General features: G+C 50.3%; 10 protein-coding genes. 3 read left to right on the forward strand and 7 right to left on the reverse strand.

What is annotated here, in order from left to right; translation table 11 throughout:
- Position 1: 1 nt before the first annotated feature.
- The 3 genes from LACZS1_RS10260 to LACZS1_RS10270 all read left to right on the forward strand — a co-directional run bounded on the left by LACZS1_RS10260 (position 2) and on the right by LACZS1_RS10270 (position 3,969).
- Positions 2-1,927: an OPT/YSL family transporter gene (locus tag LACZS1_RS10260; protein WP_070652267.1), complete on the forward strand. Its 1,926-nt coding sequence runs from the start codon at positions 2-4 to the stop codon at positions 1,925-1,927.
- Positions 1,928-1,941: 14 nt separating this feature from the next.
- Entirely contained in the window at positions 1,942-2,304 is a 363-nt protein-coding gene (locus LACZS1_RS10265) for a PqqD family protein (protein ID WP_070652268.1), read from the forward strand.
- Between the two features lie 237 nt (positions 2,305-2,541).
- Entirely contained in the window at positions 2,542-3,969 is a 1,428-nt protein-coding gene (locus LACZS1_RS10270; RefSeq protein ID WP_070652269.1) for a C69 family dipeptidase, read from the forward strand.
- Between the two features lie 343 nt (positions 3,970-4,312).
- Here the strand turns inward: LACZS1_RS10270 and LACZS1_RS10275 are convergent, their stop codons facing one another.
- From LACZS1_RS10275 to LACZS1_RS10305, 7 genes are all read right to left on the reverse strand, one after another.
- Positions 4,313-5,647, reverse strand: coding sequence for a dihydrolipoyl dehydrogenase family protein (locus tag LACZS1_RS10275; RefSeq protein ID WP_070652270.1), 1,335 nt, complete (start codon positions 5,645-5,647; stop codon positions 4,313-4,315).
- Positions 5,648-5,863: 216 nt separating this feature from the next.
- Entirely contained in the window at positions 5,864-7,282 is a 1,419-nt protein-coding gene (locus tag LACZS1_RS10280) for a DHA2 family efflux MFS transporter permease subunit (RefSeq protein WP_070652271.1), read from the reverse strand.
- A 50-nt stretch (positions 7,283-7,332) separates the two neighbouring features.
- Positions 7,333-7,899: a TetR/AcrR family transcriptional regulator gene (locus LACZS1_RS10285; RefSeq protein WP_306402849.1), complete on the reverse strand. Its 567-nt coding sequence runs from the start codon at positions 7,897-7,899 to the stop codon at positions 7,333-7,335.
- Between the two features lie 210 nt (positions 7,900-8,109).
- Entirely contained in the window at positions 8,110-10,899 is a 2,790-nt protein-coding gene (locus LACZS1_RS10290; protein ID WP_306402850.1) for a cation-translocating P-type ATPase, read from the reverse strand.
- A gap of 461 nt (positions 10,900-11,360) precedes the next feature.
- On the reverse strand, positions 11,361-12,812 hold the full coding sequence (locus LACZS1_RS10295; protein ID WP_070652353.1) for a glycoside hydrolase family 1 protein: 1,452 nt from the start codon (positions 12,810-12,812) through the stop codon (positions 11,361-11,363).
- A 19-nt stretch (positions 12,813-12,831) separates the two neighbouring features.
- Complete coding sequence (locus LACZS1_RS10300) at positions 12,832-14,679, reverse strand: beta-glucoside-specific PTS transporter subunit IIABC (protein WP_274804359.1); 1,848 nt, start codon at positions 14,677-14,679, stop codon at positions 12,832-12,834.
- A 162-nt stretch (positions 14,680-14,841) separates the two neighbouring features.
- Complete coding sequence (locus tag LACZS1_RS10305; RefSeq protein ID WP_070652355.1) at positions 14,842-15,702, reverse strand: PRD domain-containing protein; 861 nt, start codon at positions 15,700-15,702, stop codon at positions 14,842-14,844.
- Positions 15,703-15,742: the final 40 nt, after the last annotated feature.

The following is a 15,742-nucleotide window of genomic DNA, read 5'->3' on the forward strand; positions in this document are numbered from 1 at the left end:
AATGGAAAAGACGATCTCGAAGCGAACCGCGGCCAAGACGAAATATGTGCCGTATGCCACGGAACGCACACAGGAAAATAGCGGCGGAAGCACGGCTATTTTCATCATCGGTGCCGTTTTGGCGACCATCTTTGCTGCTTCTACGGCTTATTCAGGCATGAAGGCTGGCTTGACCGTTGCCGCCGGAATTCCCGGATCAATTATCGGATCAGGATTGGTCGGCGTTTTCGCCAAGAAAAAAGGACTGTTTGGCAAGAATCTGCTCCAAGGGATGAGTTCAGGCGGTGAATCGATAGCCAGCGGGATGATTTATGTCTTGCCAGCCATTATCATCATTGGCGGCCGGGTCAACTTTTTTGCCGGCATTGCCGTCGGTGCGCTGGCCGTTTTATTCGCAGTCGGCATGGCCAGCCTTGTTGAGAATTATTTGTTAGTTGAAGAAGACGGTAAACTCATGTATCCGGAATCGACTGCCATTTCCGAAGCGCTGGATGCCAGTGAAGCCGGTGGCGACGCGCTGAAACATATGGGCATCGGTTTTGGCATTGGCGGCGTGATCACGTTGCTCACCACGCAGGTTTTTGGGTGGGTCAACAGTGTGATGACGTTTGTGGGTAGTGCATCATACCGCTGGAAAATTTCGACCGAAGTCAATCCGATGTTGGCCGGCATTGGCTTTGTTGTTGGTTTGGATGTGTCCTTAACCATGTTTGCTGGTTCGATACTGGCTAACTTTGGGATCACGCCATTAATTGCTTACTTCACGCAGATGGCTGGCGGCCACGCCCATGTCTGGAACGACGCCAACATGTTGATGTCGCAGATGAACATCGATACCGTGGCCGGTTCCTATACCAAATATATCGGCGCCGGGATGATGCTCTGCGGCGGGATTATCGGTGCTATCAAGTTAATCCCGGTTATCGGAACGTCGATCAAGAAAACGCTCAACGCCCGCAATAACAGTGGCGAAGAAAAGAATTCACTGGGCATCATGGCGCTTTTGGTTGCCACAATCGCAATCTTCATCGTCAGTGCTTTTCTGACCGGCAACATGGTGATCACCATCTTGGCCGGCATCATGTCTCTCGTCTTGGCCCTGTTGTTTGTTATTGTTTCAGCCCGACTCGCCGGTACGATCGGCTGCTCGAACGCCCCGGTTTCCGGCATGACTATCGCTAGTCTGGTTGTCATGACGCTGGTGTTCGCACTCATGGGCTGGACGTCCAATACCCACAACGAAATTCTCCTGTTGTTCGGCGTTTTCATTGTCACCGCAATTTCTGTCGGCGGTGCCTATATGCAAACCCAAAAAGTCAATTACCTTGTCGGCGGTCGACGCTCCGAAATGATGAAGTATTTTCTTCTCGCCGCACTCATCGGTGTCGTCGTTGTTGTCGGCACTACGGTAATCCTCTCCCCGCAACTGGCCGTTAAAAGTGCCGATCCACCATTCGGTCTGCCGCAAGCGAACCTCATTGCCACGCTGACCACGGGCATTTTATCGGGTAACCTGCCATGGATCATGATCATTGTCGGCATCATCATGGCGCTTGTTTGCTGGATGCTGAATCTGCCGATCATGACCGTTGCCCTAGGATTCTATCTACCGATTTCCACGACTTCGATTATTCTGGTTGGTGCGTTGTTAAAGCTTTTCATCCAAAAAACCACGCAAAACAAGGAGCTTCGCGAAACGCGCCTATCCGCTGGGGTCTCTCTTTCTAGCGGCCTGATTGCCGGCGGTTCCATCATCGGTTTAATCGGCATCATTTTACACGTCACCGGTGTCTTGCAAAACCGGGTTCCTGCTGGTTTTGCCGGCAGCAACGCCATGGCCGTCGTGTTGCTGATCATCATGGCAGCAGCGATTATCGTGCCATTAATGGCCATCAAACACCCTGCAGCCAAGAAGCAAGCTGAGTAGGAGGCGTTTAGACAATGACAAAGACTGACATGATCACCACGGTCATTTACCGAAAAAATCCGCGGGTGCAGTACACCAAAAAGAATGGCCAAGTCACCATTATCCGACCGCAGAACCACCCCATTCAGCGGTTTTGCCGGAAAGTACTGCACATGAAAATTCCCGAAGTCAGCTACCTGCACCTCGATGCTTATGGCAGCTTCGTTTTTAGCAAAATCAATGGCCGCCGAACTGCCGCCATGATTGGCAAAGAACTCGCCCAGAAATTCCCAGAAGCCGACGATCAGCGTGACGCGCGGTTAGCCCTTTATCTCAATCAAATTGCTGAAAAGGACCATTTAATTCAACGGCTGGATCACAACCCAAACTTTCTATAGCACATTCGCCGGCGCAAAAGCCTGCGTATAAGGACCTTGGTCGCGATGGCCACTTACACTCCGGCTCCTGACCGCGCCAGCTCACGCTCACATTAACGCGTTCCCTGGCGCAGGAACCTGCATGTAAGGACCTTGGTCGCAATGGCCTAAGCCCGGGCCATTACGCCCAAGGCCGCTTACACTCCGACCCCTAAGCGCGCCGGTTCACGCTCACTCATAAAAATGGAGGAAAATAAAATGATTGATCGAATCGAAATGTCTGCTTGTACCTCAATGATGGTCGGCAAAAAAGCTTCACTTGACGGTGCCACTTATATCTCCCGCAACGAAGATCGGCTTGTTGCCATCTATCCCAAGCGCTTCATTGTCCAGCCAGCCGTCACTGGACGCAAAGAAACTTATGTCTCACCCTACAATCAATTAACGGTCCCTTGGCCGGAAACCGGCTACCGCTACACCGCAACGCCTGATGCCGATCAAAGTGCCGGCCCTAACGAAGAAGACGGCTTTAACGAGAAAAACGTCGGCGAAAGTGCCACTGAAAGTGTTTATGCCAATGAACGCGTTCTCGCCTATGATCCGTTTGTCAAAAATGGCTTAGCCGAGGATTCCATGACGACCCTAGTCCTGCCTTTTATCAACAGTGCGCGCGAAGGCGTCCGGTATCTCGGTGATCTCGTGAAACAATATGGATCGGCTGAAGGTAACGGCGTGCAGTTTAATGATCAAAACGAAGTCTGGTACATGGAAATCGTGACCGGCCATCAATGGGTCGCCGTCCGCATCCCCGACGATTGTTATGCAGTTGCCGCCAATCAGGTTGCCATTCAAACGATCGATTTCAACGATCCTGACAACTACATGTGGGCAGACGGCATCCAGGATTTTGTTGATCGTCATAACTTGAATCCTGATGCTGATCAATGGAACTTCCGCCACATCTTCGGCACCGACACCGAGAAGGATCATCACTACAACACGCCGCGGGTCTGGTTCGCCCAACGTTACCTCAATCCCGAAATTATCCAAGATCCGGAATCGCCTGAGCTGCCTTTTATCCGCAAAGCCAACCGCAAGATTTCGATTGAAGATATTCAGTATGTGCTCAAGTCACACTTCAATGAAACCCAGTTCGACCCATTAGGAAGCGGCAGCGAACATGACCGCAAAACATATCGCGCCATTTCGCTATCCCGCACCGCCAACTCTCACATTCTGCAAATGCGTCCGGCCGATCAGCACCACGCTGCCGGTGTCCAGTGGGTCGGCTTTGGCATCCCCGCCTTCTGCCCACATGTTCCTTTCTTCACCGACGCCAATGACACCGATGAAAGTTACCGCGAGCTACCGGCCAAAATGGATCTCAACGCCGCATACTGGCTTTACGAAGCGCTAGCGATGGTCGTCGAGTCCCATTACGCCGATTTTATCGAAGACGACTTAGCCTACCAAAAAGAGCTCAACGAATGGGCCCGCCGCAAAATCGCCGCGGTCGACGCCGCCACCGCCAAAATGAGCGGCTCGGATCTAACCCAATATCTCACCGAGCAAAACCATCTGATTGCGCAACATTACAACAACGCCACCCGCGAGTTGTTGTTTAAGCTAATCACGACGGGAACCGGCTTATCGAAGCTGACTTTCAAAATGGATCCGAATCTCTAGTGTTGTTGTTCTGTGTTTGAATTTTGATGCTGTACACTGAAATTTTACGAACGATATAGAGGAAAAATCTAGGCTAAAAGTTCCATACCGTGCCAAACTCCGCAATCTCCGGCCAGCTGGGCTGGCGACCGCGAAGCTAGAGTGGTGGGCACCACTGAGCCCCATCTGGCCTACGATTGCTCCGCCTTGGCACTAAGATTCTGGTAGTTTTAAAATTCAGCAACGCAAAATCAAAAACGAACTTACTATTATCGCGTTATCGTAACTTCTGCTGCGCGCGATTATTATAGTAAGCTCGTTTTTATATTACAGTTGTGGATTTTACTTAATGCTTCTCTCGAAATCACCGAATCTTATGCCATGCTGCTGCACCCTCAGCCGGGAAAATATGCGCCATTCGCCACATCTGATCACGACTCAGATGGTAGACAATTGCCGGCAATAACGTGTTGATTGCGTCTTCGGCCTGAGCACTGTACTCCGTGGCGCCGACAAGATGATGTTCCTGATCGAACACCAAAAGACTATCACCTACCGTTTCCTGATCGGTTTGATGATACCAGTCATCAGGAATGTGGTTGTGCACGACTTTGTAAGTATCACCCTTGACCGCTTCCGGTGCCACACCGACTTTGGCAATTCTTGGCGAGGTGTAAACCGTCGACGGAATCGCCGGATAATCAATCGGCGCACTCGTTTGGCCACTCAACAACTTGTAAAGGTAATAGGACTCAAACGTGGCCGTTGGTGTTAATTTCGGTTGCGGTTTGTCTAAAACATCGCCCGATGCATAAATATTGGCCACATTGGTTCTCAGATAGTCGTCCACAAGAATCCCGTGCTGGTTAAACTTGACGCCGACGTTTTCTAATCCCAGTTGCTCAACATTCGGGATTCGGCCAGTTGCATCCAGCACCCAATCGACAACTAACTGTTCCTTGTCGCCATAATGAATCACAATGCCATCAGCGGTCTTCTCAAGCGCCGTCACCGCCGCGTTCGGCGTGAATTGAATGCCCCGTTTCGTCATGTCGGCCATCACATCTTCGACAAACGGCTGGTGGAATTCCCGCAAAGCACGATCATGATGCATCAACACATGGACATCGGCGCCTGCCGCATTGGCAATCGTCGCAAATTCCATACTGATATAGCCAGATCCCAAAATACCGATTCGCTTCGGCAAGACGTCCAGGTCCATGAAGGCCCGACTGTCATGGGCTAAATCGGTCCCCGGAACATCGATGCGATGCGGGCGCTGGCCAGTCGCAATGACAATTTTGTCAGCGGTATAAGTCTTTTCACCCACAACAATCGTGTGCGCGTCCTGAAATTTTCCATAGCCATGGATGATCGTCACGCCGTTTTGGGTTAATCCCGTACCGATAGCATTCGGTAATGGCTTAATCACAGCTTGTTTGTGGGCTACTAATGCCGACCAGTTGATCTTGATATTGCCAGACACAACACCCTGCATCCGTTCTGCCAACCGCTGCAAAGCCACCGGCGTATCAAGCGTAATTTTCGCGTTACAGCCATAATTCGGGCAAGTGCCGCCGATCATGTCGCCTTCAACCACCGCAACTTTTTTCCCCGAAGCTGCCAATGGGCCGGCCCCGTCAAACGCGCCATGCCCACTACCTAAGTACAAGACATCAAAATCATATGGATTCTTCAAAACATCGACCTCCTTATGACACTGTCTACTAACAACGAAGTAAGCATAACAGATGGTATACAAATTAGTCACGGACAATGCTTAGCGGTGGACACATTTTTTGAAGCCTTTAGACATAGCACTCTTCACAACATGTTGACTTGATAGTAAAAAAGTTCCGGTAAGGGCGACTGTTTTCGCAATCACTTACCGGAACTCTTAAATGCTTTTATGAAACTAAAGATCGCGACTCACTTGGGGCTTTTTAACTTGGAAGGCAACGATCAGACCAACCACCGCAAGGATTAAGACGAACACGAACCCATAGTGCGAGCCGATTGTCAGTCCTGATTGTCCGGCTGCTTGAGCGGAACCCAAGGCGAGCATGCTTGTGGCAACCGCCGTTGAAACTGCACCGACAATTTGCTGCAAGGTGTTCAGCAAGGCGCTGCCATCTGCACTTTCGGCGCCGCTCAAACTGTTCAACCCATACGTCTGCGCTGGGGACATCGCAAGCGGCGCCCCAATCATTAAGGTCACATGTCCCAAAATGATCCACCAAAGCGGACTTTGCGCCCCACTGCTGAGCAATATCAGGATCCCGAGAATGGCAATCACAAATCCGCCACGGGCTAACCACTTCGCGCCATGACTGTCATACATCCGGCCGGCAATCGCTGAAACCGCGGCGTTGACAATCCCGCCTGGCAACATCACGAGACCGGTCATCGCGACTGGTAGGCCAATAACGCGTTGCAGGTACATCGGCAACAAATACATCGAAGCCAGAATCACGCCAAAATCCAGCATGACCAGTAAGGTACCAACCGTAAACTGTTTATTGGCGAAGACTCGCAAGTTCAACATCGGTTTTTTCAACGTCAACTGTCGCCGGGTATAAAACGCCAAACCGGCAATACCGATCAGCAGTGAAACCGCTACTGTGAGGGATAACCAACCCGAATCACTCGCCATGGTTGTGCCAACGACAATCCCGGCAAAACCGATCGAAGAGGCAACAATCGAGATCCAGTCAACCGGTGTTTTAGTTTGGTGATAGACATTTTCCATTGACGTTAAGGTGAAAATAAATGCCAATACCAAGAACGGGACAAATAACCAAAAAATATCATGCCAGGTAAACTTGGCCAGGATGAGTCCGGTAATGGTCGGGCCGATCGCAGGCGCAAACATGATCACCAGTGCTGCCAATCCCATCACTGTTCCCAGTTTATACGGCGGGAAAATCTGCATCGCCACCGAAAACATCAGCGGCAGAATCAAGCCGGTTCCAATGCCCTGAATAAGGCGACCGATTAAGACAACGGCAAAACTGGCGCCCATCGCGGAAATAACGGAGCCAAGAATAAAGGCGCCTAATGCAAATAAAATAATTCTTTTCGTATTAAACCATTTGGACAAAAGACTGGAAATCGGCATGCAGATCCCGATGACCAGCATATACCCGGTGACGAGCCATTGAATCGTGCCTTGTGAGACGTTCAGCGCCGTCATCAGACTAGGTAAGGCGATATTAAGCGATGTTTCTGAAAACATGCCGACAAATGCCCCGATCATCAGCCCAATCATGGCCAAGGCCGGATGCGCGATATGAACGCGTGCTTGTGGCATTGCTTTTGTTTGTGATAATTGCATGAATAACTTCCTTTTCTACTTTCGAATCAATCAACAATTGGCAGGCATTTTCAAGACGTCAGTGCCTGTTTAATCAGGTAAGACAGGTGAGCCGCGGTTTGCCGTAACAAGTCAGGATTCGCTTTGGTAGTCGCGATCATAATGGTGCCTTCGATCGTTGCCTGAACGAATTGTCCCAGTTGCCGCGCCGGGACCACTGACATCCCCGCTGAAACCAGTTTGTCGGTGTATAAATCTTCAAGTTGCGTATAAACCGCACTGCAGGCTGCCTGCAGTTTCGGATCATCGCGTGTTTCTAGTGCGATCAGGCTGATTGAATGGCTGCTGAGCCGACCATGCTGTTGCATCTCCTCCGCCATTTCCGCCAGCTGTCCGGTCAAGGCAATTTCCGGCGCCGCATCCCGTTCAAGTGCTTGTTTAACCCGCGCCAAAATTTGCGCACCCGCATACTGAATCGCGGCTTTAATTAGCTGCTCTTTGCCTTCTGGGAAATAATAATAAAGTGATCCTTTCGGGGTCCCGCTAACGGCTAGAATTTTTGATAATCCTGTTGCCCTGACCCCTTCCTCCTGAAAAAGATCCGCAGCTGTCGCGACTAACTTTTCACGTGTGTTCATTGCTAACCTCCAGATTATAACAACCGGTCTATATAATACTGCTGTTTTCTGGAAAAAGTCAATTTTATTTTTAGAAATATGAAAATCAATCACGTGTTGAATTCTGCACCATAGGCTGTTCGCCGGTGTAGAAGCCGCGAGCGCTAACGAAAAAGCCGCCCATTGAATGAGCAGCTTAACGCAATCAGCACCGGTTTATTTGAAAAGACATCATTTTTTCTTAGACACTGCCAACCAAAGTTCTTTAATCCCCGAAAGTACAAGCGTAGGAATCGCCGGCAGCACAGTGACTAGCAAATATTGTTGCCATGTCAGCATTTGGGTCCCCATTACCACGTTGAAAAACGGCAAGGTTGTGACCAATAGTGAACTCACGGCAGCGAAACTCACTGCAGCAAGCAACTTGATATTGCTAAATGGATTGCGTCGATATAATGTTGTCATGCTCCGGGCATCAAAGACATGCCACAGTTGGCCAAACACCAGTGTCAGGAACGCGATCGTCTGGGCTGCAGCAGCTGGTAAGCCGGCACTGGCTGCCCAGATAAACGCAACATACACCGTACCGCCCATGACGGTCCCGCGAACGAAGATGCGGCCCACCATGCCTTTTAGAATCGAAACATCAGTATCGCGCGGTTTTTGCTTCATCTGGTCTGCTTGCGGTTTATCATACGCTAAGGCAAAGCTTGGCAACGCGTCCGAAATCATATTCACCCACAAAACCATGAGTGCGGTCAGCGTTGGTGTGGTTACGCTGACGTGACCAATGGGACCGGTCATCAAGATGACGCCTAACAATAACGCCAGCACTTCCGCAACGTTGGTCGTCAATTCATGACGCATGAAGTTCTTAATGTTTCCGAAGATCGTCCTGCCAGCCGCCACTGACTTTTCGATGGTAGTGAATTTATCATCGAGCAAAATCAAATCAGCCGCGTCTTTGGTGACCTCAGTGCCATTGATGCCCATGGCGATGCCAATATCCGCGGCGCGTAACGCCGGTGCATCATTAATCCCGTCACCAGTCATGGCAACCACCTGGCCGCGCCGTTGCAAAGCTTTAACGATCCGTTGCTTGTGCTCCGGGGACACGCGCGCATAAACCCGCGCTTCCAAGACCACATCATCTAACTCTGCATCAGGCAGCTTGTCTAACATGGCGCCTTCAATAACTTGGGCGTCTTTTTGCTGAACAATCCCCAACTTGTACGCGATGGCGCGCGCAGTGGCAGCGTGGTCGCCGGTAATCATGACGACATTTACCCCAGCCATGTGTAACGTCTGGATCGAGCGCTTCACTTCCGGGCGTGGTGGATCGATGATGCCGGCGATCCCAAGCAATGTCAGATGTTGCTCCAGCTCGGCCGTCTCACCGTGCAACGCCAGCGATTCATCAATGGCGCGTTCCGTGATCGCAATGGTTCGCAACGCATCATTGGCAAAGTCCAGAATCACTTTTTCCATGTCCGCCCGCGCATCTGCAATCGGCACCAGCTGATCATGATCCACCACCTGGTCCGTTTTCTGCAAAATAACATCCGGCGCGCCTTTGGTTAAGACTTTGAACTGACCGTTTGCTTTAATCACAACGCTCATCATTTTCCGCGTTGAATCAAACGGTAACACCCGTAAAATGTCGATATCGCGCTGATCGGTTTTTTCCAGCAAAGTCGCCCGGTCAATGTCGCCTTTTGCGCCAGCCACGACCAACGCCACGTCGGTCGGATTGCCAAACGGCTGGAAGCGACCATCTTCATCTTGCGTCACATTGGCTTCGTTGTTTAAAACCGCTGCCTGCAAAAATCGTTGAAATGCAGGGGTGTCCTGTTCATCTACCGGTAAAAAGTCCCCGGTCGTGTCATACCCATTGCCTTCGACTTCATAATGCGCGCCATTAGCAAAAAAGCGCGTCACCGTCATTTCGTTTTTCGTCAGCGTGCCGGTTTTGTCGGACGCAATATAATTCGTGGCGCCTAAGGTTTCAACCGAATTCAATGATTTGATCAAGCCTTGATTCTTGGCCAACTTGGTCGCACCAATGGTTAAAACAATCGACAAAACGGCCGGCAGTGCATCGGGTATCGCCGCCACGGCAAGCGCAATCGCAGTGGACAGTGACGCTGCCAGTATTTCAAAGGAAAGGTTACCGGTTTGCTGATAGGCTTTAAACAAGGCCAAACCTAACGTCACGAAAACAATCCCGATCGCAACGATCATCAGCTTTTTGCTCAAACTGTGAACGACCCGCTCAATCGGCGTCTTTTGTGTTTGCACGTCATTCATTAACTTGGCGATTTTGCCAAGTTCGGTTTCCATCCCGGTAGCAACCACAACGCCATATCCGTTCCCGGCAGTTATCATCGAACCGGAAAAGCCCATGTTGGTCTGATCGCCTAGTTCGACTTCCTCAGTCAAGGCATGGGATTGCTTGCTCACAGGTTCCGCTTCACCGGTTAAGTGCGCCTCGGATGTTTGCAAATTGGCCACCCGCAGCCACCGCACATCGGCTTCCAAAAAGTCGCCGGTCTGCACTCGAACAATATCGCCTGGTACCAACTCGGCAACCGGTACATCTTCCCAAACGCCATCGCGTAACACCCGCGCCTGATGATCGGCCATATTACGGAGTGCGTCCATCGACTTTTTAGCCGATTGCGCCTGCCAGTAGCCCAAGCCGGAATTAACGCCGATAAGAATTAAGATCGCAATACTTTCATAAATCGCCGCCATCCCGTGACCATGATTACCGGTGACAAAAAAATCATACGCCGCACTCAGCAACGCCAAGCCGACCGCAACAAATAAAATAATGACAAGTGGTTCCTTGAGTGTCAGTAGAAATTGACGCCACGCTGGAATCGTCGGTGCTGCTTTCAATGCGTTCGGGCCGAACTTGGCCAATCTCGCCTCAGCCTCTGCGCTCGTTAATCCATGTGTCCGATTCGTCGTCAGTGCCGTTAAAACTTCTTCTTTGTGTTTTAAATAAACTTTGTTCATGGTCATCCCTTTCTTGATATAAGTTCTCGAATTCGGTTGGTGGCGCTTTTTTGCTTACTTAAGCTGTTTGAAACGTGCCTCTCCATAACGCGTTCGCCGGCGCAGGAGTCTGCGTGTAAGGACCTTGGCCGCAATGGCAAAACCCGCCATCACGCCCAAGGCCACTTAAAACGTGCTCCTTTCCATAACGCGTTCGCCGGCGCAGGAGTCTGCGTGTAAGGACCTTGGTCGCAATGACCAAGCCCGGGTCATCACGCCCAAGGCCACTTACACTCCGACTCCTAAACGCGCCGGCTCACGCTCACAAAAAGAGCGCACGCCTCGACGCCCTTTCTTCCCCAGGAAAGGCATCTTGAAGCATACGCTCAACCGATTCGTTGCTATTCACTATAGCTAATATTAAAACATAACACCATTAACCTTGTCAAGTTGGACTCAGGCATCCTAACGCAAGCCGTCAGTTAGGAATCTAAATCAGCCCCGTTAGACGCAATCACCTGCCGATACCAGTCGAAAGATTTCTTCTTGGAGCGTTTGAGGGTTCCCTGCCCGGCATCATCGAGATCAACATAAATGAATCCATAACGCTTCGACATCTGGCCGGTTGACGCGCTGACCAAGTCGATGCATCCCCATGGCGTATAGCCCATGACATCAACGCCATCATGAATGGCCGCACCGATTTGTTCGATGTGCTGCTTCAGATAGTCAATCCGGTAATCGTCGTGAATCTCGCCGTTTGAATCCGGCTGGTCCACGGCGCCGAGGCCATTTTCAACGATGAACAGGGGCTTGCGATAACGGTCGTATAACTGATTTAAAGCAATACGTAAGCCGATCGGGTCGATCTGCCAGCCCCATTCACTTGCTTCCAGGAAAGGATTCTTAATGCCGCTTAACAAGTTCCCGCCGACCTCGGCATGATCCTTTTGAATCGTTTCGACAACAGCAGACATGTAATAACTGAAGCCAATATAATCAACCGGATGCTGCTTCAACAGTGCCAACTCAGCAGCCGAAAAGTCTAGATCGGTCAACTTGATGCCATATTGATCCAGCAAAGCATCCGTGTATGCCGGATACTCACCGCGCACCTGAACATCGCCGCAGAAGAAATTGAACGCTTGATTTTGTTGCAGCGTTGCCAGCTGATTGACCGGATTCGCGTCATAGCTGTAAGTGGTGGCGTATAACAACATGCAGCCAATCTGAAGATTCTGATCCAGCTGGTGGCCGATTTTAACCGCCTCGGCACCTGCCACAAACTGATTGTGCCAGGCTTGGAAAATGTTGCGCTTATCAGCCGCACCGTTACTTTTCACCAAGCCTTGGCTCATCACCGGAAATGCCAGCGCACTGTTGATTTCGTTAAAGGTCATCCAGTACTTCACCTGTTTGAAATAACGGGTCAAGACGGTTTCGGCAAATCGCTTGTAAAAGCCAATGAGCTGCTTGTTCTTCCAGCCGCCATACTTGGTAACCAGGTGCAGTGGCATCTCGTAATGGGAAATCGTGATAATCGGTTCAATCCCATATTTCAAACACTCCGCGATCACTGCATCATAGAACGCCAGGCCAGCCATGTTAGGTGTCTTTTCATCACCTTCCGGAAAAATTCGTGACCAGGCAATCGAAAAGCGATAACATTTAAAGCCCATTTCACTAAACAGCTTGATGTCTTCTTTAAAATGGTGGTAATGATCGATCCCCCGATGATTCGGGTACCGATAGTTGCTTTCATCGATGGTCCAGTCAAAATCCGGCTCATTCACCAGATCAAACCGTGCTTTTCCTTGGGGAAGGGCATCGGCAATCGATAAGCCTTTGCCATCTTCACGATAGGCGCCTTCCAGCTGATTGGCTGCGGTCGCACCGCCCCACATAAATTGTTTAGGAAAATTCAAATAAGTCATGGTCAAATGTCCATCCTTTCTAAGCTAGCGTCATTAACGCATCGTCTTCTGTTGCCCCGTCCGCTCGAGTTTCAACCTGATAACGGTCGGAGTTCGTCACAATCATCAGCACGGTTGGCGCATACCCTGCAGCTTTAATCGCTTGATAATCAAATTCAACCAACGGCGTACCGACAGCCACCTTCTGTCCTTGTTCAATCAAAGGTTTAAAATACTTGCCTTTTAAATTCACGGTGTCGACACCAATGTGAATCAGAATCTCTGCGCCTTTATCAGACGTGATGCCAATAGCATGCGCGGTTGGATACACCAGACTGATCGTCCCTGCGACTGGTGCCTTGACCAAGTTATCCTCCGGTTCAATCGCGATGCCTTGTCCCATGGTGCCCGAAGAAAAGACTTCATCCGGCACTTCGCTGAGCGGCACCAGGGTTCCTTTCACCGGCGCTGCCAATGTTTCTGCATGATCCGCTGTCACCTGTGCTGCTTGCGTCTTGTCTTCTTTGACGCCAGCGTTAATCCCGCCAAACACCAAGGTGAGGGCAACGCCGAGAACAAAGGCTACAATATCGCCGATCACCGAAACGCCGAACCCTTTACCGAGATAAGTCGGCAACGATAAGATGCTGGCCAATGATGCTACATTCGAACCGGCGCCGGACATGGCCACGATAATCCCGCCAACTGCTCCGGCAACACACGCGCAATAAAACGGCTTTTTCAATTTTAAGGTGATCCCGTAAATAGTTGGTTCTGTGACCCCGAAAAGTGCCGTAATCGTGCTTGAACCAGCCAGACTTTTCATTTTAGCGTCGCGGGTTTTAAGGAACACCGCAAACGCCGCGCCGGCCTGTGCCAAAACTGCCGGCAAAAGAATCGGCATCATCGGATCTGTCCCATACTGGGCAATGTTGTTCATCATGACCGGCACCAAGGCCCAATGAACGCCGAAAATTACAAACACCTGCCAGAAGCCGCCAAGAACCATCCCCGCTAAAGCCGGCACGCTCTTGTTCAATGACACAATCGCCGTAGCAAGACCATTACTGAGAATGGAGCTGACCGGTCCAACCACCAACATGGTCAGCGGCACGATGATCACTAACAGACATAACGGTGCCAAAATGTTCCGAACCGACGGATGCCAAATTTTGTTGAAAAATGGTTCCAGAAACTTCTGAACCACGACGACCAGCAAAATCGGCAAGACCGTGGCCGTGTAATTAGCCGCCACCACCGGAATACCAAAGAAATCAATACTCGGTTTGCCAACGAGTCCGACGATGTTGGGATAAACCATCGCGGCAGCAATTGCCATCGCCACAAATGGATTCACCTTCAGATGTTTCGCGGCCGTAAACGCTAACGCAATCGGTAAAAAGTAGAAAATGCCGTCTGCTGCTGCCCACCAAATCTGATAGGCGCCGCTTTTGGTCGTTAACCAGCCAACCGCCACGGCCAGCGACAGTAAGCCTTTTAGAATCCCGGCACCGGCCATCGCACCTAGAAATGGCGTGAAAACGCCGGAAATAAAGGTTAACAAGCCATTGAAAGCACGTTTGAATGTCATTTTTTCACGCGGTCGGTCATTGGCCGCCTGCGCACTGTCACCTAAACTCGGTTCAAGTTTGATAATTGCCTGATAAACATCACTCACGTTATTGCCGATGACCACTTGATACTGGCCGCTTGCTTCCACGACCGTGATGACCCCGTCCAACACCTCGACTTTCTGTTTAGCCGCGGTCGCTTTTTGCGGATCCTTCAATGTGAAACGCAGCCGCGTCGCACAATGCCAAACCTGTTCAATATTCTGCTTGCCGCCAACCAACTGCAACAGTTGCTTCGCCAGTGTTGCTTCTCCCATTTTCTTTTCCTCCAGACCTTGGGCAATAAAAAAACCAGAAAGACGAAACCTAGGGCGTGCCTAAGTCAAGTCTTTCTGGTTTTGCCTAATTCAATAGTAACAAGCCAGATGGTACTGTATTCGCTTTCAATAACCACATCTTATCTGATTCATTAGCCGTCGTCAACTACTTTTTAAATTTTGCGCATGACTGGCAGCTAATCGGGAAATATGCAAGGTTAAATAGATCTGCTCGTTTTTGGAAACGGGTACGTTGACCTTCTGCTCGATGAACTGAACAACATCCTCCATACACTGATAAGCCTGTACATAATCTTCTTGCAAATGTGCTAACAGGGCGTGGTCGTAACTCGCTTCCTGTTTATCTGTGTGCGCGTAAACCCGTTGAAGGAAAAACTTAAGATGAATCGCTAATCGCTGGTACTCCGGTGTTTTGGTGTTCATGTCCAGTCCCAGCCGATAGAAAATAATTTTCGTAACATTCGCCAGCATCTGCGTAAACGCCAACGAATCAACCGGCTGCTGATGATTGAGGTCGTTGCTAACAAACTTCAATGCGATGAACCCAGCCTCATCTTCCGGCAATGTTTCGCCTAACTGCTCAGCCACAGCTTCTAACGCCCACTTGCCCATTCGATATTCCTGCTCATAGGCCATCTGAATTTCCCACAACAGTCGGTTATGCAATAACAAATTGTCATGCAACCGCATTACCGCGAAGTGCAGATGATCAGCCAATTCAATCAGCAAATAACTGTTAAATGTTGTCTGCAACTGAACTTCTGCCTCTTGCACAATCCGCGCCGCCAGCGTCAAATACTCGCTCGGTAAGCTGGCAATCGTTTCTGCCGCAATTTTCAGCTTGGCTTGGTCTTCCGGAACATACACCTTCATGCTGTCCCGCAACGTCAGTGTTTCCCCTTTTTTGGCATGAAACCCGATACCGCGTTCAACGATAATCGTCTCACGCTGCTCATGCCGAACCACAACCGCATTATTGTTAAGAATCGTTTCAATGATCATGGCGCGTGCCCTCCTCCAAGACGGTCAGACCATTTGCTGA

It is taken from the genome of Lacticaseibacillus zeae subsp. silagei, from assembly GCF_030770335.1.
Lineage (GTDB): Bacteria > Bacillota > Bacilli > Lactobacillales > Lactobacillaceae > Lacticaseibacillus > Lacticaseibacillus zeae.